We start from the raw sequence: 22,449 nt of genomic DNA, 5'->3' as shown, positions 1-22,449 counted from the left end.
GCGCCGGCACGTTTCGGGAACCATCTTGCCACAGCTGGGACAGCCCCAACCCCGCGTTCAGGCGGCGGCAGGCAGGGGAGCCGGAGATGAGGTAGCCGTCAGCAGCTGGGTGGCGCAGGCGCCCGCCGCGGAAGCCGCAGCAACCAGCAGCCCCAGCCGGACGCCGTCGTACGCTGCGGCGTCGCCGATGGCCCAGATCCCCGGAACCGACGTGCGGAAGCTGTCGCTGATGACAATCCCTCCATTGGCAGCAGTCCGCAGGCCCGCGCTTGCCGCGAGGCCGTCCCGGGATACCCGCTCCTCCGCCAAGACCACCAGGTCGCCGTTCATGCTGCTGCCGTCCTCAAAAATCACCGCGGACGCGGCGGGGTTGGCGGCGGAACGTGAAGGCACGATGGCCGCCGGCCGGGCTGTGGTGCGGATGGGCCGCACGCCCCTGGCGCGCAGCACCGCTTCAGCCTGGCCCGCTGCGGCGCCGGTGCCCACCAGGATCCCCAGCGGACGCCGGCCCAGTTCCCGGGCCACCGCACTGACGGCTTCCCCGATGCGGGCAGCGTCGTCGATGGTTGAGTAGCTCAGGCACTGGGCCGCTCCCTCCACCGGATTGGCCACGGCTGCCGAGCCGGTGGCAATGACCAGCTGGTCGTACGCGAATTCCATGCCATCAGCGGTGGCAACGGTGCGGTTGACGGCGTCGATGTGGCTTGCGGGCTGGCCGAACCGGACCGAAACCTGCGGCAGCAGCGCCAGTTCCAGCAGCTCCGCCGGAGTATCGTCCCGGTTGCTCAGCACGGTGATGGTTCCGGCGAACCGGGCACGGTCAAGCTGCCTGACCAGCGACTGGGCGGCAGGACCTGCTCCGGCGATGACAATGCGGGTGGCGGGGACGGTGGATGTGGAGGGTGCCGGAGCGGACATGTGCTGGCCCTTTCGCTGGCGGCCGTTGAAGGCCGGAACTTCGTGATGGAACCCAGCGTAGGACCCTGCTTTTTCCAGTGTGTTTCCCCGCAGTTGCTGTTTAGCGGCCCTGTGTTCGCCAGTATTTACCGGCCGGTAACAGAATCCGTGACCTGCCTCTCATCCGTCCCCCGGCCGACACATTCGGCACCGGTCCCGCAGGGAGCAGGCCAAACTAGACCCGGATGCGGTAGCCGCGCTTCACGACGGTCTCCACCAGCCGCCCGTCGGGAAGGGAGGAACGCAGCCGGCTCACGGTCATGTCCAGCGCGTGGACCGAACCCCGGAGTTCCAGCAGGTCGGAGAGCGATTCGCGGGAGAGCACCGCGCCGCCGGCACCCAGGAGTGCGCGGAGCAGCAGCAGCGGTGCGGGTGCCAGTTCCACGGGCTGGCCGTCGATGCGCAGGCTGCGCCCACGGAGCTCGATGTTGCCGGACCTGGTATCCAGCCGCCGGACGTGGTTCAGGGCCAGGTGCTCGCACACCAGCCTGATCAGTGCGCCCATGCGGAAACGTTCCGGAATGAGCGGCGTCACCCCGGCGTCGAGCAGGGGCTGGGCAGTGACAGGGCCCACCACTGCGGTGGTGACGCTGGTTTTCAGGGTGTCAATCAGCTGCTTGTAGACGCCCATCTCGTGGGCGGTGCTCCAGAGGGCGTCGACGGCGGGCGCGCTGGTGAAGGTGAGGACGTCGAGGTTCCCGCTGCACACGGCTTCGATGAGGCGGGGGAGCCTGTCCTCGCCGTCGGGCTTCACCCAGCGGTACGGGGTGACGGTGAGCACGGTGGCCCCGGACATGCGGAGGCGCTCAAGCTGCCTGACGTCGGTGTAGCCGTGCAGCTGGACGGCGACTGTCTTGCCCCGGACGCCCTCGGCCAGCAGCATGTCCACCAGTGTCGCAGTGGTTTCGTCGCTGCTGATTCCGACGTCGGCAAGGCCGGCCGCGCGCACGGCACCGCGGGCTTTCGGTCCCCGGACGAACATCCGGCAGCTGCCCAAGACTTCCAGCAACTGTTCGCCGATGCCAAAGGAGTCAGCGGCCTCACACCAGCGGCGCATGCCGTAGGCGGTGGTGGCGATGCACAGGTCCGGCTTGGCCGCGATGATGGCCCTGGTGTCCTCGATCAGCCGCATGTCTTCCTGCACGGGGGCGATCTTGAGTGCGGGGGCGTGCAGTACCTCGGCTCCCCGCCGTTCCAGGGCCTCGATGAGGTCGCTGGAGCGGCGGTCGGAGGTGACGCCGATGCGGAAGCCCTCCAAGGGTGATTCGGCGGTCTCCGGTGCTTCATCAACCCGGGGGGCGTCGTCAGGGGCAAGTGCAGTCATGGGGGTCAATCCTTTCACGAACCCAGCAGCGAGGCCGCCAGCCGGTCCAGGTCGGCTGCGGCCCCGGCATGACCGCGGTTGGCCTCAGCCACCCGAACCACCTCGCCTATGACCAGGACTGCAGGGTTGCTGCACCCCGCAGCAGCGGAGGCGATGGTGCCCAGGTCGGCAATGGTGGTGCGCTGTCCGGGCCGGTACCCGCGCTCCACCACTGCCATGGGCATGTCGGGACGCATCCCGGCCCGGCTCAGTCCTGCCGCGAGCTGGTGCAGGGTGCCGATGCCCATCAGGACCACGATGGTTCCGCCCAGGCCCGCAAGGTGCTCGTGCTCCTTGGCGGTCAGCGGGGCGTGCCCGGAGACCACGGTGAACATATGGCTGACTTCCCGGTGCGTGACCGGGATGCCGGCGGCGGCCGGCACCGAAATCGCGCTGGTAACGCCGGAGATGACGCGGACTTTGACACCGGCTGCCACGCAGGCGGCAACCTCCTCGCCGCCGCGGCCGAAGACATAGGGGTCCCCGCCTTTGAGCCGGACCACATTGTTGCCGGCCACTGCGCTTTCCACCATAAGCTTCTCAATGTCGCCCTGGCTCACCTTGTGGTGGCCCGGCTTCTTGCCCACGTCCACCAGCTTGGCCGATGTCAGGGACGGAAGCTCCTGGTACGGCGCCAGCCGGTCGTAGAAGACCACGTCGGCGTCGCGGAGGGCCTTGGTGGCAGCGACGGTGAGGAGTTCGCTGGTGCCGGGACCGCCGCCCACCAGGGTTACCTGGCCGGGGGCGCCGGCGGCGGGTTCGGCGGCTACGGGAATGCCGGCTGCGCGGCACCGGTCCAGGAAATTCTTCCAGCCGGGCTGTCCGTCGTCCACCGCGGCCACCAGGAAGGGGCGTTCGGGCAGTCCGTCAAACGGACCGCCTTGGGGGCTGCTGAGTCGGGAGACGACGGCACCCGCGGCCTGGTAGCGGCGCACCGCCTGCCGCGCTGCCTGGTCCGAGCCGGTCACCAGTACTTCCCGGCCGGTGAGATCAATGCTGAGCTGCATTCCTATGCCTCGATTCCAGTGTTTTCCGGCGTGCCGGGGCGCACCGGGATGGAGGCACCGATCAGGACCTTTCCCTTCTCCTCGGGTGTGGCGGGGCGCATCTGGCCGCGCTCGTCCGGGACGAAGGTGATGGAATCGTCCTTCTGGTCAGGGGCGTTGACGAAGGAGCGGAACCGGCGCAGGCGCTCGGGGTCCTTGAGGGTGTCGGCCCACTCGTCGATGTAGGTGTCCACGTGCTTCGCCATGGCTGCCTCAAGGTCCTCGGCGATGCCGAGGGTGTCCTTCACGACGACGTCCTCGACGTGCTTGATGCCGCCGTCGAGCTCTTCCTGCCAGCGTGCCGTGCGCTGCAGCCGGTCCGCCGTGCGGATGTAGTACATGAAGTATCGGTCGATGTACTTGATCAGGGTTTCGTCGTCGAGGTCCTTGGCCAGCAGCTGGGCGTGGGCCGGAGTGGCGCCGCCGTTGCCGCCGACGTACAGGTTCCAGCCGTCAGCGGTGGCGATGACGCCAACGTCCTTGCCCCGGGCCTCGGCGCATTCCCGGGCACAGCCGGAGACGCCCATCTTGAGTTTGTGGGGGCTGCGCAGGCCGCGGTAGCGCAGTTCCAGTTGGATGGCCATGGCCACCGAGTCCTGGACCCCGAAGCGGCACCAGGTGGAACCGACGCATGACTTCACGGTACGCAGGCTCTTGCCGTAGGCCTGGCCGGACTCAAAGCCGGCATCCACCAGTTCCTTCCAGATCTCCGGCAACTGCTCCAGCCGGGCGCCGAACATGTCGATCCGCTGGCCGCCGGTGATCTTGGTGTACAGGTTGTACTTCTCCGCCACGGCGGCGATCACGCCGAGCTTTTTGGGGGTGATCTCGCCGCCGGCAATGCGGGGGACCACCGAGTAGGTGCCGTCCTTCTGCATGTTGGCCAGGGCCCGGTCGTTGGTGTCCTGCAGCGTGCCGCGGCCGGCATCCAGGACGTAGGCGCTGTTCTGGCTGGCGAGGATGTTGGCGATGGTGGGCTTGCAGATGTCGCAGCCGGCACCGGTGCCGTACTTGGCCATGATCTCCTCGAAGGAGGTCAGCTCCAGGACGCGGATGGCGTCGAAGAGTTCCTGGCGGGACAGTTCGATGTGCTCGCACAGGGCCTTGGAAACTTCGACGCCGGACTTGGTCAGCTCGGTTTCAAGCAGCTTCTTCAGCATCGGCACACAGGAACCGCACTGGGTGCCGGCGCGGGTGCAGCCCTTCAGCTCACCGAGTTCCTGGACCGGGGCATTGCCTTCGCAGGTGCCGCAGCCGTTGATCGCGTCCCGGATACTTCCGGCGGTGACGTTGTTGCAGGAGCAGAGGGTGGCGTCGTCCGGGAGCTCGGTTTCGGGGGCGTCGCCGCCGCCGGCTGCACTCAGGAACGCGCCGGGCTCGGCGGGAAGTTCGCGGCCCAGGAGCGGGCGCAGGCTCATGTAGGGTGAGGCGTCGCCGACGAAGATGCCGCCCAGGAGGGTCTTGGCGTCGTCAGTGGTGACGATCTTCTGGTAGACGCCGCGGGCGGGGTCTGCGTAGACGATCTCGAGCGCGTGCTCCGTCTTGGCGAAGGCGTCGCCAAAGCTGGCAACGTCCACGCCGGAGAGCTTGAGCTTAGTGGCGGTGTCGAAGCCGGGGAAGGTGGCGTCGCCGCCGTGGAGCCGGTCTGCCACGATTTCCGCCATGGTGTTGGCGGGGGCCACCAGGCCAAGGCACATCCCGCCGAAGTTGGCTACTTCGCCGATTGCCCAGATGCCGGGTACTTCGGTGGCGCAGTAGTCGTTGATGACCACGCCGCCGCGGGGGCCCATACTGAACAGTTGTTCCTCACCCTCGGCGGCGCGGAAGAGTTCGTCGCGCGGCCGGACGCCGATCGCGACAATGACGATGTCCGCGTCGATGACCCGGCCGTCGGCCATGAGGACGCCGGTGACTTGGCCGTCGTCGCCGGACAGTACCTCGGACGGGAACACGCCGCCGTGCACCTCGAAGCCCTTGGCCTCGATGAGGCGGCCCAATGCCTGGCCGGCGCCCTCGTCCAGCTGGGTGTTCATCAGCCAGGGTGCGCCGTTGATGACGATGGGCGTGGCGCCCAGCTGTTCGGTGCCTGCGGCCGACTCAAGGCCCAGGAGTCCGCCGCCAATGGTGACGGCGTTGACCTTGCGGCCCAGCTTTTCGCGCAGTTCCGCGATGGCCCCGTTGATGGCCCAGACATCTTCCAGCGTGCGGTAGACGTGGGTCTTGTCCGCGCCGGGGATTGGGAGGCGGGCGGCGTCGGAACCGGTGGCTACCACCAGCTCGTCGTAGGGGTAGGTGTGGCCGGCAGCGGTCTCCACCGTCTTCGCCCCGGGGTTGATCCGGACCACGCGCTCGCCACGCTTCAGCTCCAGGGATGCGTCGTCCCACATGGAAGCCGTGCCAAGGGTCAGGTCGACATCCTTGTCAGTAAGGGCCTTGGACAGAGCGACCCGGTCATAGGGAAGGTGGACCTCTTCGGTGAGCACCGTAACATGCCAGCCATCGAGGCCACGGGCATGCATCGCGTCGGCGAAGCGGTGGGCTGCCGGGCCGCCACCGGCGACGACAATGCGGCGCGGAGTCTCTGTACGGGAAGTCTGTTCGGTCACTGATGGGCCTTTCGCATGGGCCGCAGGCAGTTTTCCTGCAACCTTCATTGACGAGCTGTCCATCCAGACTAGGAAGCCGCAGTTTCGCTTCAGTTTCCCGATTGTTTCGTCAACTTAACTTCTGCATCACGAACGCATTTCCGGCTGCGTGAGGTGTCTTTTACGCGCTTGACACATTGGCTGCACGCCTTTGAAACACCCGGAGCCTAGCGTGGATCACGGTCGCAGAAGGGGCCACCGAGAAGGACTATACGCACAGGGAGAGGAGCCGGACATGACGGCAACACTGGAACTTGGGGCACTTGCAACCGGCCTGGACGGGGCCGCATCCGGCTGGCACAGCGTCTGCCAAGTCGAGGACCTGGAACCAGCCTGGGGTGAAGCGGCGCTGATCGCAGGACGCCAGGTTGCCCTCTTCCGCACGGGTGCCACCGAGGTTTTCGCAGTGGCGCACGAGGACCCCGCCACCGGAGCACATGTCATGGCCCGGGGCATTCTGGGCTCGAAAGGCTCCCGTCCCACCATAGCCTCGCCCCTGCACAAAGAGGTCTACGACCTTGAAACCGGTGAGTGCTTCAGCACTCCGGGCCTGAGCCTGGCGACCTTCCGCACGCGGATCGTGGACGGCTGCGTCCAGGTCCAGCTGTAGCAGGCGCTAAAGCCCCAGCGCTTCGCTGACGTCCCGGAGCACCTCATCCAACGCCGCCCGCACCGCCTGACGTGCCGCCGGCAGCTCCGCCGCGGAGCCCACGTGGTGGATCACCTCCAGGTAGCACTTCAGCTTCGGCTCGGTGCCGCTGGGCCGGATGATGACCCGCGTGAGGTCCCGGGTCACGTACAACAGCCCGTCAGTGGCCGGCAGGTGGTCACTGCCTTCAGCGAGGTCGGTGTACACCTCCACGGCAGAAGACCCGAATGTCTCCGGCGGGGAGACCCGCAGCCGGTTCATCATGGCGTCCAGGAGCCCCAGATCCGCCACCCGGATGCTCAACTGGTCGCTGGCGTGCAGGCCGTGCTGCAGGTAAAGCTCGTCCAGGGTGTCAAAGACCGTCTTGCCTTCCGCCTTGGCGGCCGCAGCGAGTTCGGCAATTAGCAGCGCAGCCGAAATCCCGTCCTTGTCCCTCACCAGGTGGGGCGCCACGCAGTAGCCCAGCGCTTCCTCGTAGCCATACACAAGTCCAGGAACGCGGGAGATCCATTTAAACCCGGTCAGGGTCTCCTGGTGGGCGTAGCCTGCCGAGGCCGCGATCCGGGCCAGCAGCCGTGAGGACACGATGGAATTGGCAAAGACTCCCGTGGCGCTTTCCTCCGTGCCGCCGTCGCCCTTGCCTGCTGTTGCAGCTAGCCGGGCCGCGACATGCGCGCCCAGCAGCGCCCCCACTTCGTCCCCGCGGAGCATCCGCCAGGCACCGGTGCCGGGGTCCATGGCGGCGACAGCCGCGCGGTCGGCGTCAGGATCGTTGGCAATTACGATGTCCGCTGCCAGCCGTTCGGCTGCTTCCAGGGCCAGATCCAGCGCCCCGGGTTCTTCCGGATTCGGGAAGCTTACGGTGGGGAAGTCGGGGTCCGGCTCGGCCTGCTCCGCGACGAGTGTGATGTCCGTGAAACCTGCAGCGCCCAGTACGCGCTGTGCAGTTCCGCCACCGACGCCGTGCAGGGGAGTCAGGACGATCTGCAGGTCACGGGCCGGGAAATGCTCGGGAAGGGGCAAGGCCGCGGTCTCGCGTTCGTAGTCGGTGGCGAGGGAACCATCCAGGACTGTCCAGCCGGAGGGTGCGAGGGCAATGGTGTCCAGCGGCCCTACGGCGTCGATCCTGTCGGCGATGGCGGTGTCGTAGGGTGCAACTATCTGGGCGCCACGGCCGCTGTCCGCCACAGCGTGCCGGCCCAGGTAGACCTTATAGCCGTTGTCCTGCGGGGGGTTGTGGCTGGCGGTTACCATCACGCCGCCGTCGCACTCCAGCGCCCGCACGGCGAAAGCCAGCAGGGGAGTGGGCAGCGCCGCCGGCATCAGGAAGGCCTCAATCCCTGCTGCCGTGAAAATCGCCGCAGTCTCCTCGGCGAAGATGTCCGAATTGTGCCGGGCATCGTAGCCGACGACGGCGCGCGGCCGGCTTCCAGGGGAGGCCTCGCCTACCGCCGACAGCAGGAAGTCCGCCAGGCCGGCAGCCGCGCGGCGGACCACCACGCGGTTCATTCGGTTCGGTCCGGGACCCAGTGCCGCCCGAAGTCCCGCCGTGCCGAACTGCAGGGGGCCGCGGAAGCTGTCTTCGAGTTCCTGGCGGGCCGCCGCGTCGCCGCCGTCAACGAGTTGGACAAGCTTCAGGAGGGCGGCCGACGTTACGGGATCCGGGTCTTGGGCAGCCCATTCGCGGGCCTCTTTGAGCAGGCGGGAATTGGCATCGGAAGACGTCATGGGGATAACGCTATCGTCATTGGCCCCTCAGTTCCCGCAACCCGGCACCAGGGTGGACCCCTCGGCCTGGAAGGAGCGGCCCCTTCGCGTCCAGGCCGGCTTAGAGCCGGGTGATGATTTCCGCGAGCAGCTTTGAAATCCGCGGGCCAGCCGCCTCTCCTGCTTCGAGGACTTCGTGGTGGCTCAGCGGCTCCGGACTGATGCCGGCCGCAAGGTTGGTGACCAGCGAAATGCCGAACACCTCCATGCCTGCATGCCGTCCGGCGATGGCCTCCAGCGCCGTCGACATCCCCACCAGGTCAGCGCCGATGCGCTTGGCGTACTGGACTTCGGCCGGAGTTTCGTAGTGGGGACCGGGGAACTGGGCGTACACGCCCTCCTCCAGCGTTGCGTCCACTTCACGGGCCAGGGCGCGGATCCTCGACGAGTAGAGATCTGTCAGGTCCACGAAGGTGGCACCCTCCAGCGGGGAGGCGGCGGTGAGGTTGATGTGATCACTGATGAGCACCGGCGTGCCCGGTGCCCACTGTTCCTGCAGGCCGCCGCAGCCGTTGGTGAGCACCAGGGTTTTGCACCCGGCGGCAGCTGCCGCCCGGATCCCGTGCACCACTGCACGCACGCCCTTGCCCTCGTAGTAGTGCGTCCTCGCGCCCAGGACCAGGGCCCTCTTGCCGCCCTTTGTCAGTACCGAACGGATGGTTCCCACGTGGCCTTCGACGGCAGGGGCATGGAAACCCGGAACCTCGTCCGCGGACAGGGTGGCGGTGGTTTCGCCGATCAGGTTGGCTGCTTCAGCCCAGCCCGAACCGAGCACCAGGGCCACGTCATGGCCGTCCACCCCTGTTTCCTCGGCGATGTAGTCGGCTGCGGCGCGGGCGGCTGCGAAGGGATCGGTGTTCAGGAAATCAGTTGTACTCACTGGTACAAGCTATCCTGCCGCACATGATGCCGCCCACCCTCCGACTTTCTTGAGAGACCGTTTTCTTTGGCGGAGCGGCATAGCTGGAGGAGAATGGGGGATTGTGACTACGCATCCAGATTTCAGTTCGCCCCGGATCGCAATCCTGGGAGGTGGTCCCGGCGGTTACGAGGCCGCCATGGTGGCCGCCTCATTGGGGGCGCAGGTCACCATCATCGAGCGGGCCGGCCTCGGCGGATCGGCCGTGTTAACGGACGTCGTCCCGTCTAAAACCCTGATCGCCACCGCTGACCTCATGACCCGTGTGGGCGAGGCGGGGGAGCTGGGAGTCAAGTTCGACGTCGACGGCGGCGACTTCGTGCCGGTGATGCGCGCAGACCTCAAGCACATCAACGACCGCCTGCTGAACCTGGCCCGCAGCCAGTCGAAGGACATCCATGACGGCCTGGAGCACCAAGGGGTGCGGATTCTTTCCGGGTCCGGCCGGCTGCTGGACGACCATACGATCGAGGTCCTGACCGCTGAAGGCACCGAAACAATAGAGGCGGACACCATCCTGCTTGCGGTGGGTGCCCATCCGCGCGAGCTCGCCACGGCCAGGCCCGACGGGGAACGAATCCTCAATTGGACACAGATCTACGATCTCGATGAACTGCCCGAGGAACTGATCGTGGTGGGTTCCGGCGTGACCGGTGCGGAGTTTGCTTCCGCGTACAACGGGCTTGGTTCGAAGGTGACGCTGATTTCCAGCCGCGACCGGGTGCTGCCGGGCTCCGATGTTGACGCAGCTGTAGTGCTGGAGGAAGTGTTCGAGCGCCGCGGGGTCCGCGTCCTGTCCCGTTCCCGCGCCGAAGCCGTGGAACGGACGGAAGACGGCGTAGTGGTCACCCTCAGCGACGGCTCAAAAGTCACCGGCAGCCACTGTCTGCTGTGCCTGGGCTCCATCCCCAATACTGCCGGCATCGGGCTGGAAGAGGCCGGCGTTGCGCTCAGCGAGAGCGGGCACATCAAGGTTGACGGCGTTTCCCGGACCTCCGCCCCGAGTATCTATGCCGCAGGCGACTGCACAGGCGTGCTGCCGCTCGCCTCGGTGGCTGCCATGCAGGGCCGCATAGCCGTAGCGCACTTCATGGGAGACACCGTCACCCCGCTCAAGCTGCACCAGGTGGCATCGAACATCTTCACGTCTCCGGAGATCGCCAACGTGGGCGTTTCCGAAGCCGAGATCGATTCCGGCAAGTACCAGGGCGACGTCATCAAGCTGTCCCTGCGGAGCAACGCCCGTGCCAAAATGCGCAACCACCGGGACGGCTTCGTCAAGATCTTCGCCCGCAAGGGCTCGGGCACTGTGATTGGGGGCGTGGTGGTGGGGCCGAACGCGTCAGAACTGATCTTCCCCATCTCCATCGCGGTGAAACAGAAGCTGCACGTGGACGACGTCGCCAGCACCTTCACGGTGTACCCGTCCCTGAGCGGATCCATCTCTGAAGCGGCGCGGCGGCTCCACGTGCACCTGTAGGTGGTGCGGGCAGGATTTGGGCCCGTACCAGGGCAGGAAGCTGGACCCTTCCGCCGCTGCCTGCATAAACTCCTTCAAGGACCGGCCGGGAATTTCATCAGCGAATTTCCCGGCCGTCCCTGCATCAGCCATCGACGCAAGGAGTAGCTCGTGGAACTGAAGGACGTCAAGTGGAACGAACAGGCGCGCGAAAAAATCCTGCTGGATGCGGACCGGGCACTGCAGGAAGCGGTCCGGCAGGCAAGCTCTTCCTTGGCAAACGCGGACAAGGACGAGGTGTACAAGTTCCTGTTTGAACAGCTGAAGGACCAGTTCGTGGACTTCCAGCCGGGACCGGACCTCACCCGCTACGCGGAGGCAGTGGCCAACGGAGACTTCAACTCCAACTCTTCAGCCGAAACGGAAGGCTAGGCAATGACCACCGCCCTCGTAAGGCCGCGCCACGGAAAGATCATCGGCGGCGTCTGTGCTGCCCTGGCGGCCCGGTTCGGTCTGCCGAAATTCCTGGTCCGGCTTGGTTTCGTCATCTTTGGACTGGTGGGGGTGGGCGAGCTCGCCTACATCGTGCTCTGGATCATCATTCCGAAGGCCCCGGCGTAACTTTCCTTCCGTGCGGCGAGCCCGGAAGCCAAGGCGGGGGCGGCCAGGGCCCTGAACTTTGGTCAGGCAGCTGAGACCGCTTGGAAGTGCTTTTCAATGAGCCCCTTGATGTCCTCGTGGCAGCCGCCGCAGCCGGTGCCGGCACGCGTTACCTTGGAGACTTCGGCCACCGTGGCGCAGCCATCCTCCACAGCGCCCTGGATCGTGGCCCCGCTGACGCCGGCGCACCGGCACACCGTGCCCTCCGGGTTGGCGGGGCCGGTACCGGGAAGCTGATCCGGCCCGTCAAGGCGCAGGAGGAGGGACCTGTCGGCAGGCAGTTCCGCGCCGCGCTCAAACAAACCCACCAGCTCCGCGGCAGTGCGGGGCATTCCCACCGCAACCAAGCCTTCAAGGACCCCGCCGCGGGTGGTCATCTTGACGTAGCGGCCGTGTTCCGGGTCCGCCCACTGGGCAATGTGCAGGCGGGGACGGCCGTTGACAGCGCCGGCGGCCAGCACGTCCTCATCCCACGGCTCCGCGGAGTTGTCGCCGGCCACGGCCATGGTCATGCCGCGGGCTTTGAGCACGATCACGCCGGCCTGCTCGGCGGGCAGTTCAGGCAGGAGTTCCGCGTGTTCCGGTGCTGCAGATGCCAACTCGCCCAAGTATTCGGCCAGCCATTCGGCCTGCCGCCAGCCGGGCCCCACCAGCCCGGACGGGCCTTTGGCGCTGCGGCACCGGGCGCAGTCCGGGTCCGGGCAGCGGACCTCGGCGCAGTCACCGATGGCGAAGATGTGCGGCTCATGGTGGGCACGGAGTTTGTGGTCCACCAGGATGCCCGCGGAGGTGGACAGCCCGCAGCCCTCGGCAAGTTCCGTGCGGGGACGGACACCGCACGAGATGACCAGAAGGTCCCCGTCGATCGCCGAGCCGTCGTCTAGCAGCAAAGCCGAGAAGCCGCCGTCGGACGCGTTGTGCTCCACGCCCGTGGAGCGCGCGTTGCCCGCCATCCGGACGCCGCAGCGGCGGAGGCTGGCGGCGAGGACGGCGCCGCCGCCGCGGTCGATGTTGCGGCCCAGCGGGTGCGGCCCGTTGTGCACCACGGTGACAGTGGCGCCCTCCTCGGCCGCGGCCAGGGCGGTTTCCAGGCCCAGCACGCCGCCGCCCAGCACTACCACCCGCTTCCCGCCCGCAACAGCCCGGCGCAGGACCTCGGCGTCGCGCAGGTCGCGCAGCGCGGTGACCCCAGCCGGAAGCACAGGGGAGGTGGGGTCCGGGTTGATGCCCGTCAGGTTGGGGATGACCGGCCGTGACCCGGTGGCAAAGACAAGGCGGTCGTAGTGCACACCTGCACCGTCGGACAGGAGGACCTGCTGCCGGGCCCGGTCCACCCGCCGAACGCGCACACCAAGGCGCACATCCACCCCGTCTTCTGCCAGGGCTGCAGCGTCCGAGAGGGCCAGCGCCTCCGCGGTGGTGCGTCCAACGCCGAGGTCCGCCACGAGCACCCGGTTGTAGGCTGCCTCGGTTTCCTCGCCCACCACTGTCAGGGCCACCAGGCCGCTGCGGACGGCGGGCAGCAGCTCATCCACCAGCCGGGCGGCCACCGGGCCGAATCCCACAATGACAATCTGCTCGCTCATGAGGCCTCCGTCGTCTGAAGCACTTTGGTGGAATGGGGGACGGCAACCGGCCGGACCCACACGTTGTTGAACTTGAATTCGGGCATTCCGGAAATGGGGTCGGTGGCGGCCTCGGTGAGGCGGTTTGCGCTTTCCAGCTCCGGAAAGTGGAAGGGCAGGAAGACGGTTTCGGGGCGGATGGCGTTGGTAAGTTCGGCCCGGCACACCACCTCGCCGCGCTCGTTGGCCACGGACACGAAAGCCCCTTCGGTGATTCCCATGGAGGCCGCTGCCGCCGGATGGATCTGCACCTTCGCCTCCGGCTGCGACGCGAGCAGCTCCGTCACCCGCCGGGTCTGTGCACCGGACTGGTAGTGCTCCAGGAGGCGGCCGGTGATCAGGGTCATGGCCTGTGCGGCCGGGGCGGGGTTTGCGGCAGGAGTACGACGGCGGCGGGGCGCCACCGGGACCATCACGGCTTTGCCGTCGGCGTGGGCGAAGCGGTCCTGGAACAGGCGCGGCGTCCCGGTGCTGCCCGCGGGGTAGGGCCAGTAGGCTGCCTCGCCCCGGTCCAGCATGGCGTAGTCGATGCCCGAGTAGTCGGCCAGCCCTCCGGCGGAGGCACGGCGGAGTTCTTCGAATACCGTTTCCGGGTCCTCGCTGTAGGTGGACGGGGCGTCCAGGGCTTCGGCCAGCCGGGCCATGATCCAGAGTTCGCTGCGGGCACCCGACGGCGGGGCCAGGGCACGGCGGCGGCGCAGCACCCGGCCCTCGAGGTTGGTCAGGGTGCCTTCCTCCTCCGCCCACTGAAGCACCGGGAGGATGAGATCAGCCTCTGCTGCGGTCTCGGACATGAAGAAGTCGCAGACCATCAGGAAGTCCAGGCTGCGAAGCCCGTCGATCACGGCATTGGCGTCGGGGGAAGCCACCGCAATGTTGGAGGCGTGGACGAAAAGGCAACGGACGCCGTCGGGCTTTCCCAGGGACTTCAAAAGCTGGACAGCCGGCAGCCCGGGGCCCGGGATCAGCTCCTCCGGCACACCCCACACGCCGGCAATATGCGCGCGGGCCGCAGGATCGGTGATCTTCCGGTAGCCGGGGAGCTGGTCCGCCTTCTGGCCGTGCTCACGGCCGCCCTGGCCGTTGCCCTGGCCGGTGAGGGTGCCGTAGCCGCTGCGGGCGGAGCCGGGCAGGCCCAGCAGGAGGCTCAGGTTGATGGCCGCAGTGGCGGTATCGGTTCCGTCCACGTGCTGTTCCACGCCTCGGCCGGTCAGGATGTAGCTGCCGCCTTGCCGGGCACCGGCTGCGAGCCGGCGCGCCGTTTCCCGGATCAGGTCGGCGGGGACGCCTGTGAGGGATTGCACCCGTTCGGGCCAGAAGGAGTTGACGCTGCGGGCCACGGCGCTGTAACCGGAGGTCCGCTCCTCCAGGTAGGCCGTGTCCACCAGCTTCTCGTGGATGACCACATGGGAGATGCCCAGGAGGAGGGTGAGGTCGGTGCCCGGCAGAGGCTGCAGGTGGATGCCACCGCCGTCGGCTGTAAAGGCAGCTGTGGCGGAACGGCGGGGATCGACGACGATCAGCCCGCCGGCGTCGCGCGTTCCCTTCAAATGCTGCACGAAGGGCGGCATGGTCTCGGCGACGTTGGAGCCCAGCATCAGGATGGTGCTGGCCGTGTCCAGGGCCTCCAGAGGGAACGGCAGGCCGCGGTCCACTCCGAAGGCCCGCATTCCCGCAGCTGCGGCGGAGGACATGCAGAAGCGGCCGTTGTAGTCGATGCGGGAGGTACCCAGGGCGAGCCGGGCGAACTTGCCCAGCATGTAGGCCTTCTCATTCGTGAGGCCGCCGCCGCCAAAAACACCGACGGCGTCGGCACCGTAACGTGCGCGGGCATCCCTGACAGCGGAGGCGGCGAGGTCCAGGGCCTGCTCCCAGCTGATGGGGCGGTGGACACCGTCGGCGCCCTTCAACAGGGGTTCGGTGATCCGCCCGGGGTGGTTGAGGAGGGTGGAGGAGGTCCAGCCCTTGCGGCAGAGGCCGCCGCGGTTGGTGGGAAAGTCGCGTCCCTGGACGGTGAGGGGCACATCCGGGCCGGGGGAGATGTCGGCGGACTGCTGTGCGTCGGGCGGCTCTGCTGCCATTGGTGCCGGCACCGGATTTGGCCCCGGCAGGGAAGCCGGGGCCAAATCCTGGGAAGACGTGAGCGTCATGGCGCACTGCAGGGCGCAGTAGGGGCAGTGCGTGTCGGCGCTTTTGGTCATGTTAGACGTGTCCCATCGCGTTTCGGTTGGCGTTGCGGATGTAGCAGGCCCAGCAGACCGTGAGCATCAGGACGTAGGCGGCGACGAAGCCGTAGAAGGCGGGCGTGTAGGAGCCGCTGGCGGAGTTCGATGCGTTCAGCACCTGGGGGATCACGAATCCGCCGTAGGCGCCGATGGCAGAGATCAGGCCAAGGGCGGAGGAGGCCAGGCGCTGGGTGGCCACCGAGCTGGCGCCCTTCCTGGCCGCCCGGCTGGAGGTGGCAAAGATGACCGGGATCATCCGGTAGGTGGCGCCGTTTCCGAAGCCGCTGGCGGTGAAGAGCATCAGGAAGAGGACCAGGAAGAGCCAGAAGTTCTTCAGCGGCAGGGTCCAGATCATCGTCAGGGTGATCACGGCCATGGAGGCGAAGGCCGCCACGGTCATGCGGGCGCCGCCCATCCGGTCGGCCATCCGGCCGCCATAAGGCCGGGCAAGGGAACCGACCAGCGGGCCAAGGAAGGCCAGGGACAGTGCCACGGTGCCCACTCCGATCGAGGAGAACTCGGGGAAGTAGTCCTTGATCAGTTTGGGGAAAACTCCGGCGAAGCCGATGAAGGAGCCGAACGTGCCAATGTACAGCAGCGCCATGATCCACAGGTGCGGTTCCTTGAGAGCAGCTACCGAACCGGCGATGTCTCCCTTGGCGCTGGTGAGGTTGTCCATGAACTTGAAGGCGCCGAATGCCGCGAGCAGGATCAGCGGAACCCACATCCAGCCGGCCAGGGGCAGGTTGACGGTTCCCGCGGCCAGCAGGGTGATGGCAATGGGCACGGCGAGCTGTGCGACGGCGGCTCCCATGTTTCCGCCGGCGGCGTTCAGGCCCAGCGCCCAGCCCTTTTCCCGTGCAGGGTAGAAGAAGGTGATGTTGGCCATGGAGCTGGCGAAGTTGCCGCCGCCGAAGCCAGCCAGCGCTGCGATGAGCAGCATGACACCGAAGGGAGTTTCCGGGTTGGAGACGCACAGGGCCAGGCCGATGGAGGGGATCAGGAGCAGCAGGGCCGAGACGATGGTCCAGTTGCGGCCGCCGAAGCGCGGGACCATGAAGGTGTAAGGGATGCGCAGGGTGGCGCCCACGAGGCTGGGCATGGAGATGAGCCAGAAGATCTCCGAGGTGGAGAAGGTGAATCCTGCTGCCGGGAGCTGGACCACCACGATGGACCAGAGCTGCCACACGACAAAGCCGAGGAATTCGGCGAAGATGGACCAGTTGAGGTTCCGCCGGGCAATGGCACGGCCGGCTGTTTCCCACTGCTCCTTGTTCTCGGCGTCCCAGTTGGCGATCCAGCGGCCGGGGCGGAATTCAAGGGCGGGTGCGTCTGCGGTGCGGGTGGTGCCGGGCTGTGCGCTGGCGGATGCGTTGGCGGTTCCGGGCCTTGCGGTGTCGTCAAGATCCAGGGAATTGCCGGTGCCGGCATCAGCTGTGCGATCAACAGTCACGGTGTACCTCCTTCGGGGGGATGTTGTCCTTCCAAGGTAGGGACGCCGCGTTTCGCAGACAGACGATGTTTGTTAACGAGCTGTGACATTTGCCTATCGGAGCTCCCGGGAGGACGTGAGGCGCCGTCAGGTACCGAAAAATGAGACGGAGCGCACATGTCCGCATCCTGGACCTTTCGTCCATTGACTGGACCGCTGGAACTAATATTGAACTCTAACTATTTCGAGCCGGAGCGCATCTGCTGCCTCCGGACGGCTCTCACGAAAGCGTTTATATGTCATCCACCGATACCTCCACGGTGCCCGGATCGCCGCAGCCGGTGAACTCCCGGGGCCGCGTGATCGTAGCCAGCCTTATCGGCACCACGGTTGAGTTCTACGACTTCTACGTCTACGCCACCGCAGCAGTGCTGGTCTTCCCGCAGCTGTTCTTCCCCAGCCAGAACGAAACCACCCAGCTCCTGAGCTCCTTCGCAGTCTTCGGCGTGGCCTTCATCGCCCGCCCGCTCGGCTCGATCGTCTTCGGCCACTTCGGCGACAAGTTCGGCCGCAAGGGCACCCTGGTGGCGTCCCTGCTGACCATGGGTATTGCCACCTTCCTTATCGGCTGCCTGCCCACCGCGCTGGTTCCGGGCTGGGCCTTCTGGGCGCCGGCACTGCTGGTGGTCATGCGCTTCGCCCAGGGCCTGGCGCTGGGTGGCGAATGGAGCGGGGCTGCCCTGCTGGCCACCGAGAACGCGCCGGCCAACAAGCGCGCCATCTACGGCACCTTCCCGCAGCTCGGTGCACCCATCGGCTTCATCATCGCCAACGTGATCTTCCTGGTCTTCAGCTACGCCCTGTCCCCGGCTGACTTCATGGCCTGGGGCTGGCGCGTGCCGTTCCTGCTCAGCGCCGTCATGGTGATCATCGGCCTCTACGTCCGCCTGAAGCTGATCGAAACCCCCGCCTTCACCAAGGTGATCGAATCCAATGAGGTGGCCAAGCTGCCCCTGGGCCGCGTCTTCAAGACCAGCTGGCGCCAGCTGATCCTGGGCACGTTCATCATGCTGGCCACCTACGTGCTCTTCTACCTGATGACCACGTTCACCCTGACCTACGGCACCCGTCCCGCAAGCCTCGAGGCTGCCCGTGCCGCCGCCGAGAAGGCCGGCAAGCCGATGACGGAAGCAGCCGCTGCAGCGTTCGTTCCCGGCCTGGGCTACACCCGCAACGACTTCCTGTGGATGCTGATTGCCGGCGTCGTCTTCTTCGGTATCTTCACCCTCGTCTCCGGGCCGCTGGCGGAGAAGTACGGCCGCCGCAAGATGCTCCTTGCAGTGACCGGCGGCATCTTCGTGTTCGGCCTGCTCTTCGTTCCGCTGTTCAGCGGCGGCTTCATTGGCACCATGGCGTTGCTGGTCATCGGCTTCTCCCTGATGGGCCTCACCTTCGGCCCGATGGGTGCGCTGCTGCCGGAGCTCTTCCCGACGAACGTCAGGTACACCGGTTCAGCCGTTAGCTACAACTTCTCCAGCATCCTGGGCGCGGCGGTGGCCCCGTTCATCGCGGTGGCGCTCTGGGAGATGGCCGACGGCAGCCCCGTGCTGGTGGGAATCTACCTGACCTCCATGGCTGTCCTGACGCTCATCGCCCTGTTCGTGAGCAAGGAAACCCGCGACCTGGACTACGAAAACAACGTGGCGTAGCAGCGGAGCCTGTGCCTTCCAGTCCGGTTTGTGGCTGAAATGCCCGGCGTTCCCCCCGAGTTTTTGGGGAGTGCGCCGGGCATTTGGCTTTCCGGCCGGAGTAACCGGGCGGGAAGGCACGACGGCGGTGCGCTGGGTATGGCGTGGCTGCCTCAGCGGGCGTAGCGGGCCACGAAGTTCCGGAGGATTTTCATGGGTTCGATGGCAGTGAACTGCCGGGCGCTCTCCATCAGTTCTTCGGCCGACTCCGGCGGGAAGTAGCCGGCGTGCCGGTAGATGTCGATACGGGTGCAAAGACCGTCCGCATCCAGTTCCGGATGGAACTGCGTGGCATAGAGGTTTTCCCGGATCCGGAACATATGGACCGGGCAGGCCGTGGAACGGGCCAGCAGGACGGCGTGCGACGGCAGAACGGTGCACGCCTCCTTGTGGCCGGTGAAGGCGGTGAAAGTCCGGGGGAGGCCCTCGAGCAGTGGGTCTTCGAGCCCGGCCTCCGTCAGTTCGATCTCCACGCCGCCCAGAGGTTCCCCATAGCTCCTGTCAATGACGGCGCCCTGGTGGGCGCCGAGGGTGCCCACTCCGTAGCAGGCACCCAGGAAAGGGAAGTCCCGGGCCACCAGCTCATCAAGGAGCCCTGAGAGTTCCCGTTCCACGCGGTGCTGGACGGGGGACTTCTTCTCCGGCGGGTCACTGGATGTGAACGGGCTTCCGCCCACGATCACGCCCGAGTAGTCCGAGAGGTCCAGTGCGGGCAGCGGGGCAGCCTCCAGCCGGACCCTCAACAGCTCCCGCGGCTGCAGACCGCCATACCGGAGGTACGCGGCATACTCATCCTCGGCGGCAGCGTCCTCGGCCCTTGACGCCAGGAGCAGGAAAGGCTTCATGCGCTAAGTGTGCCGGTTGGGACCCGGCCTGTCAGCTAGCCCGCCGGCTGCGTCAGCGAGCGGCGGGACTGCGGCCGGGCTGCCGGATCGGCGTGGCGGTGTACGAGCTTCCAGTAGCCTTCCTCGCGCCGGAAGATGCTGGTCACCCTCAGCGCGAACTCCTCCACGGCGCCCCCGTCAAGGCGTGCCCGGAAGTGTTCGGTCTCCACGAGGTAGGCGGTGTCGCGGGCCGTGTAGGAGGTGATGGTCTCGAACCCGAGCATCTCGCCGTCCTGGAACTGCCGGGCTGCCTGGTCCAGCCGGGCTTCCACCTGGGCCCAGCCGCGGGCAATCCCACCGAACGGGTTGGCCAGGGTCACATCGTCGAGGCGGGAATAGAGCTCCTTGACGGGCGCGGGGTTGCCTTGGGTGATATCCGGGACGGCCAGGTGGTAGCGGTCCACTTCTTCCTGGAAGCTGGGTGCGAGCATGGGTGCCTCCGGGGCTTTCTAGTCTTCGATCATGGCGATGATGGCACCCGCGGACACCGTTTCGCCGGAGGACGCTTCGAGCCCGATGATGGTGCCGGAACGGTGCGCGGTGAGAGGCTGTTCCATCTTCATCGCCTCCAGGACCACCACCAGGTCGCCCTCGGCCACCACGTCGCCATTGGTGACGGCGACCTTGACGATGGTGCCCTGCATGGGGGAGGTCAGGGCATTGCCGGTGACAGTGGCCGGACCGCCGGAGCGTGCACGCTTCTTGGATTTCGCAGGTTTCGCTGCAGATGCTGCCCCGCCGGCTCCCACGGAACCCAGGGACGCGGGCAGGACCACCTCGAGCCGCTTGCCGCCCACTTCGACCACCACGCGCTGGCGCTCCTCCGCGGCACCGTCTGTAGCGGCAGCGCCGTCGGGCGTCCAGGCGGGAAGGTTGTTGACGAATTCGGTTTCAATCCAGCGGGTGTGGACCGAGAACGGACCCTCGGCCGGGGCGAAGGCGGGATCCGAAACCACGGCAAGGTCGAACGGGATGACGGTCGGAATTCCTTCCACCACCATCTCCTCCAGGGCGCGGCGTGCACGCTGCAGTGCCTGGGGCCGGCTGGCTCCCGTCACAATCAGCTTGGAGAGCATCGAGTCGAAGTTGCCGCTGATCTCGTCGCCCTGTTCAATGCCTGAATCGATGCGGACGCCGGGGCCGGTGGGGTTCTTCAGGACCCGGATGGTGCCGGGGGCGGGCATGAAGTTCCGGCCCGGGTCCTCGCCGGTGATGCGGAACTCGAAGGAGTGGCCGCGCACCTCAGGATCGCCGTAGCCGAGTTCTTCTCCGCGGGCCAGTCGGAACTGCTCGCGCACCAGGTCGATGCCCGTGACTTCCTCGGAAACGCAGTGCTCCACCTGGAGCCGGGTATTGACTTCCAGGAAGGAGATGGTGCCGTCCTTGCCAACCAGGAACTCGCAGGTGCCGGCACCCAGGTAGCCGGCTTCCTTAAGGATGGCCTTGGAGGACTCATAGAGGCGCCGGTTCTGGTCTTCGGTGAGGAACGGGGCCGGTGCCTCCTCCACCAGTTTCTGGTTGCGGCGCTGGAGTGAGCAGTCACGGGTGGAGACGACCACCACATTGCCGTGGGCGTCCGCCAGGCACTGGGTTTCCACGTGCCGCGGGGCGTCCAGGAAGCGCTCGATGAAGCATTCTCCGCGGCCGAATGCGGCGGTGGCCTCACGGACGGCTGATTCGTAGAGCTCGGGGATCTCTTCCCGGGTGCGGGCGACCTTGATGCCCCGGCCGCCGCCGCCGAAGGCCGCCTTGATGGCCACCGGAAGGCCGTGCCGGTCCACGAAATCGAGGATTTCCCCGGCGGACTCCACGGGATCGGCCGTGCCGGGGACCAGCGGAGCGCCTACCTTCTCGGCAATGTGCCGGGCCTGGACCTTGTCGCCCAGGGCGGAGATGGCCTCCGGGGACGGGCCGATCCAGGTGATGCCGGCCTCGATGACGCGCGCGGCAAACTGGGCGTTTTCGGCGAGGAAGCCGTAGCCGGGGTGGATGGCGTCGGCGCCTGACTGTAGGGCTGCGGCGATGATCTTATCCATCACCAGGTAGGACTCGGCCGCGGTGTTCCCGCCCAGGGCGTAGGCCTCGTCGGCGAGGCGGACGTGCAGGGCATCCCGGTCCGGTTCGGCGTAGACGGCCACGGAGGCGAGGCCTTCGTCACGGGCTGCGCGGATGATGCGGACGGCGATTTCACCGCGGTTTGCGATCAGCACCTTTGTGAGGGTCGACTGCGTGGTTCCTGCGGACTGCTCCAAATTTGCTGACAAGGCGTCTCCTTCTTTCCTTCAGGGAGCCTAGCGCGGTTTTGAGGGTTCCGCCGATATTACTTGCGGAATCCGCGCGTAAACCGGTCAGGCTTTGTAGGGAAGCTACAAGACGACGCCAAATGCGGCGCTTTTGCCTTCGCAGGCAGGCAGGGCATGCAGGGCGTCAGGCGGACCACAGGTCGGTGATGCGGACGTTTGCGGAGGCCAGCAGGTCGCGGAGCGTGGAGACCGAAAGCCCGACAACAGTGTGCGGGTCGCCGTCTACCTTGCGGATGAAGGCGCCGCCCAGGCCGTCGATGGTGAAGGACCCGGCGCACTGCAGCGGCTCACCGGTAGCGATGTAAGCATCGATCTCTGCCGGCTCCATCTCCAGGAAGGTGACTTCGGCCGAGGCCACGGTCCCCAAGGTGGCACCCGTGCCGGGCTCCCCGCCGTCGTCGGGATCCGTGTCCCGGCAATCCACCAGCCAATGCCCCGTGTGCAGCACACCGGAGTTGCCGCTCATCCGCAGCATCCGTTCCCGCGCGACGGCGGCCGTGTAGGGCTTGCCGTGGGCCTCGCCGTCGAACTCGAACACCGAGTCGCATCCAAGGACCAATGCGCCCTCCGCTTCCGGGAGCGCCGCTACCGCCTCGGCTTTCGCCCTGGCCAGCAGCAAGGCAGTGTCGTGGGGATCGGTCACGCCGTACCGTGCCTGGACGGCGTCCTCGTCCACGTCGGAGACCAGCACCGAGTGCCGGATGCCGGCCTCCGCCAGCAGCTTGGTGCGGGCGGGGGACTGGGAAGCGAGAATCAGGCGGACCACG

18 protein-coding genes are annotated in these 22,449 nt (G+C 67.0%); 5 read left to right on the top strand and 13 right to left on the bottom strand.

What is annotated here, in order from left to right; all coding sequences use genetic code 11:
- Nucleotides 1-57: 57 nt before the first annotated feature.
- The 4 genes from FDW81_RS06865 to nirB all read right to left on the bottom strand — a co-directional run bounded on the left by FDW81_RS06865 (nucleotide 58) and on the right by nirB (nucleotide 5,972).
- Nucleotides 58-918: an FAD-dependent oxidoreductase gene (locus FDW81_RS06865; protein ID WP_138133391.1), complete on the bottom strand. Its 861-nt coding sequence runs from the start codon at nucleotides 916-918 to the stop codon at nucleotides 58-60.
- Nucleotides 919-1,132: 214 nt separating this feature from the next.
- Nucleotides 1,133-2,281 (bottom strand): uroporphyrinogen-III synthase, encoded by a 1,149-nt coding sequence (locus tag FDW81_RS06860; protein WP_138133390.1) that lies wholly within the window; start codon nucleotides 2,279-2,281, stop codon nucleotides 1,133-1,135.
- A 14-nt stretch (nucleotides 2,282-2,295) separates the two neighbouring features.
- Nucleotides 2,296-3,327 (bottom strand): uroporphyrinogen-III C-methyltransferase, encoded by a 1,032-nt coding sequence (gene cobA / locus FDW81_RS06855; protein WP_138133389.1) that lies wholly within the window; start codon nucleotides 3,325-3,327, stop codon nucleotides 2,296-2,298.
- A gap of 2 nt (nucleotides 3,328-3,329) precedes the next feature.
- On the bottom strand, nucleotides 3,330-5,972 hold the full coding sequence (nirB, locus tag FDW81_RS06850; protein WP_138133388.1) for a nitrite reductase large subunit NirB: 2,643 nt from the start codon (nucleotides 5,970-5,972) through the stop codon (nucleotides 3,330-3,332).
- A 274-nt stretch (nucleotides 5,973-6,246) separates the two neighbouring features.
- Between nirB and nirD the strand changes: the two genes are divergently transcribed.
- Nucleotides 6,247-6,621, top strand: a complete 375-nt coding sequence (nirD, locus tag FDW81_RS06845; RefSeq protein ID WP_138133387.1) for a nitrite reductase small subunit NirD — start codon at nucleotides 6,247-6,249, stop codon at nucleotides 6,619-6,621.
- A 6-nt stretch (nucleotides 6,622-6,627) separates the two neighbouring features.
- Here nirD and FDW81_RS06840 read toward each other — a convergent pair whose 3' ends face one another.
- Complete coding sequence (locus FDW81_RS06840) at nucleotides 6,628-8,388, bottom strand: phospho-sugar mutase (protein ID WP_171027126.1); 1,761 nt, start codon at nucleotides 8,386-8,388, stop codon at nucleotides 6,628-6,630.
- A gap of 100 nt (nucleotides 8,389-8,488) precedes the next feature.
- Nucleotides 8,489-9,307, bottom strand: coding sequence for a purine-nucleoside phosphorylase (locus tag FDW81_RS06835; RefSeq protein ID WP_138133385.1), 819 nt, complete (start codon nucleotides 9,305-9,307; stop codon nucleotides 8,489-8,491).
- A gap of 103 nt (nucleotides 9,308-9,410) precedes the next feature.
- On the opposite strand from FDW81_RS06835, the gene FDW81_RS06830 reads away from it, so the two are divergent.
- From FDW81_RS06830 to FDW81_RS06820, 3 genes are all read left to right on the top strand, one after another.
- The gene (locus FDW81_RS06830) at nucleotides 9,411-10,826 is read left to right on the top strand and encodes an NAD(P)H-quinone dehydrogenase (protein ID WP_138133384.1); all 1,416 of its coding nucleotides are present in this window, start codon (nucleotides 9,411-9,413) and stop codon (nucleotides 10,824-10,826) included.
- Nucleotides 10,827-10,976: 150 nt separating this feature from the next.
- Nucleotides 10,977-11,237, top strand: a complete 261-nt coding sequence (locus FDW81_RS06825) for a hypothetical protein (RefSeq protein WP_138133383.1) — start codon at nucleotides 10,977-10,979, stop codon at nucleotides 11,235-11,237.
- 3 nt (nucleotides 11,238-11,240) lie between these two features.
- A complete protein-coding gene (locus FDW81_RS06820) occupies nucleotides 11,241-11,426 on the top strand; it encodes a PspC domain-containing protein (RefSeq protein WP_138133382.1) in 186 nt (61 codons plus the stop codon).
- Between the two features lie 62 nt (nucleotides 11,427-11,488).
- Here FDW81_RS06820 and FDW81_RS06815 read toward each other — a convergent pair whose 3' ends face one another.
- The 3 genes from FDW81_RS06815 to FDW81_RS06805 are packed head-to-tail and all read right to left on the bottom strand — an operon-like array spanning nucleotide 11,489 to nucleotide 16,768.
- The gene (locus tag FDW81_RS06815; RefSeq protein WP_138133381.1) at nucleotides 11,489-13,051 is read right to left on the bottom strand and encodes an FAD-dependent oxidoreductase; all 1,563 of its coding nucleotides are present in this window, start codon (nucleotides 13,049-13,051) and stop codon (nucleotides 11,489-11,491) included.
- Complete coding sequence (locus FDW81_RS06810; RefSeq protein ID WP_138133380.1) at nucleotides 13,048-15,291, bottom strand: molybdopterin oxidoreductase family protein; 2,244 nt, start codon at nucleotides 15,289-15,291, stop codon at nucleotides 13,048-13,050. Before FDW81_RS06810 ends, FDW81_RS06815 begins: the two co-directional genes overlap by 4 nt.
- 1 nt (nucleotide 15,292) lies before the next feature.
- Entirely contained in the window at nucleotides 15,293-16,768 is a 1,476-nt protein-coding gene (locus FDW81_RS06805; RefSeq protein WP_138133379.1) for an MFS transporter, read from the bottom strand.
- A 275-nt stretch (nucleotides 16,769-17,043) separates the two neighbouring features.
- Here FDW81_RS06805 and FDW81_RS06800 point away from each other — a divergent pair, with 275 nt between their 5' ends.
- The gene (locus tag FDW81_RS06800) at nucleotides 17,044-18,456 is read left to right on the top strand and encodes an MFS transporter (RefSeq protein WP_138133378.1); all 1,413 of its coding nucleotides are present in this window, start codon (nucleotides 17,044-17,046) and stop codon (nucleotides 18,454-18,456) included.
- Between the two features lie 152 nt (nucleotides 18,457-18,608).
- Here the strand turns inward: FDW81_RS06800 and FDW81_RS06795 are convergent, their stop codons facing one another.
- The 4 genes from FDW81_RS06795 to FDW81_RS06780 form a co-directional block, all read right to left on the bottom strand.
- Nucleotides 18,609-19,340 (bottom strand): glutamine amidotransferase, encoded by a 732-nt coding sequence (locus FDW81_RS06795; protein WP_138133377.1) that lies wholly within the window; start codon nucleotides 19,338-19,340, stop codon nucleotides 18,609-18,611.
- Between the two features lie 35 nt (nucleotides 19,341-19,375).
- Nucleotides 19,376-19,810, bottom strand: coding sequence for a nuclear transport factor 2 family protein (locus FDW81_RS06790; protein ID WP_138133376.1), 435 nt, complete (start codon nucleotides 19,808-19,810; stop codon nucleotides 19,376-19,378).
- A gap of 18 nt (nucleotides 19,811-19,828) precedes the next feature.
- Nucleotides 19,829-21,643 carry a biotin carboxylase N-terminal domain-containing protein gene (locus FDW81_RS06785; protein ID WP_138133375.1) on the bottom strand — a complete coding sequence of 605 codons (1,815 nt, stop codon included), beginning with the start codon at nucleotides 21,641-21,643 and terminating at the stop codon, nucleotides 19,829-19,831.
- A 163-nt stretch (nucleotides 21,644-21,806) separates the two neighbouring features.
- Entirely contained in the window at nucleotides 21,807-22,448 is a 642-nt protein-coding gene (locus tag FDW81_RS06780) for a nucleoside triphosphate pyrophosphatase (protein ID WP_138133374.1), read from the bottom strand.
- Between the last annotated feature and the right edge of the window lies 1 nt (nucleotide 22,449).

The organism is Pseudarthrobacter sp. NamB4 (assembly GCF_005796185.1).
Taxonomy (GTDB): domain Bacteria; phylum Actinomycetota; class Actinomycetes; order Actinomycetales; family Micrococcaceae; genus Arthrobacter.
Note: the sequence above shows the minus strand (reverse complement) of the source record. Positions and strands in the feature narration are given on the sequence as shown.

Bases quoted from the DNA above. Each gene is read 5' to 3' on its own strand.
- FDW81_RS06865 (WP_138133391.1), bottom strand. From the start codon at position 918: ATGTCCGCTCCGGCACCCTCCACATCCACCGTCCCCGCCACCCGCATT.
- FDW81_RS06860 (WP_138133390.1), bottom strand. From the start codon at position 2,281: ATGACTGCACTTGCCCCTGACGACGCCCCCCGGGTTGATGAAGCACCG.
- cobA (WP_138133389.1), bottom strand. From the start codon at position 3,327: ATGCAGCTCAGCATTGATCTCACCGGCCGGGAAGTACTGGTGACCGGC.
- nirD (WP_138133387.1), top strand. From the start codon at position 6,247: ATGACGGCAACACTGGAACTTGGGGCACTTGCAACCGGCCTGGACGGG.
- FDW81_RS06840 (WP_171027126.1), bottom strand. From the start codon at position 8,388: ATGACGTCTTCCGATGCCAATTCCCGCCTGCTCAAAGAGGCCCGCGAA.
- FDW81_RS06820 (WP_138133382.1), top strand. From the start codon at position 11,241: ATGACCACCGCCCTCGTAAGGCCGCGCCACGGAAAGATCATCGGCGGC.
- FDW81_RS06815 (WP_138133381.1), bottom strand. From the start codon at position 13,051: ATGAGCGAGCAGATTGTCATTGTGGGATTCGGCCCGGTGGCCGCCCGG.
- FDW81_RS06810 (WP_138133380.1), bottom strand. From the start codon at position 15,291: ATGACCAAAAGCGCCGACACGCACTGCCCCTACTGCGCCCTGCAGTGC.
- FDW81_RS06800 (WP_138133378.1), top strand. From the start codon at position 17,044: ATGTCATCCACCGATACCTCCACGGTGCCCGGATCGCCGCAGCCGGTG.
- FDW81_RS06795 (WP_138133377.1), bottom strand. From the start codon at position 19,340: ATGAAGCCTTTCCTGCTCCTGGCGTCAAGGGCCGAGGACGCTGCCGCC.
- FDW81_RS06790 (WP_138133376.1), bottom strand. From the start codon at position 19,810: ATGCTCGCACCCAGCTTCCAGGAAGAAGTGGACCGCTACCACCTGGCC.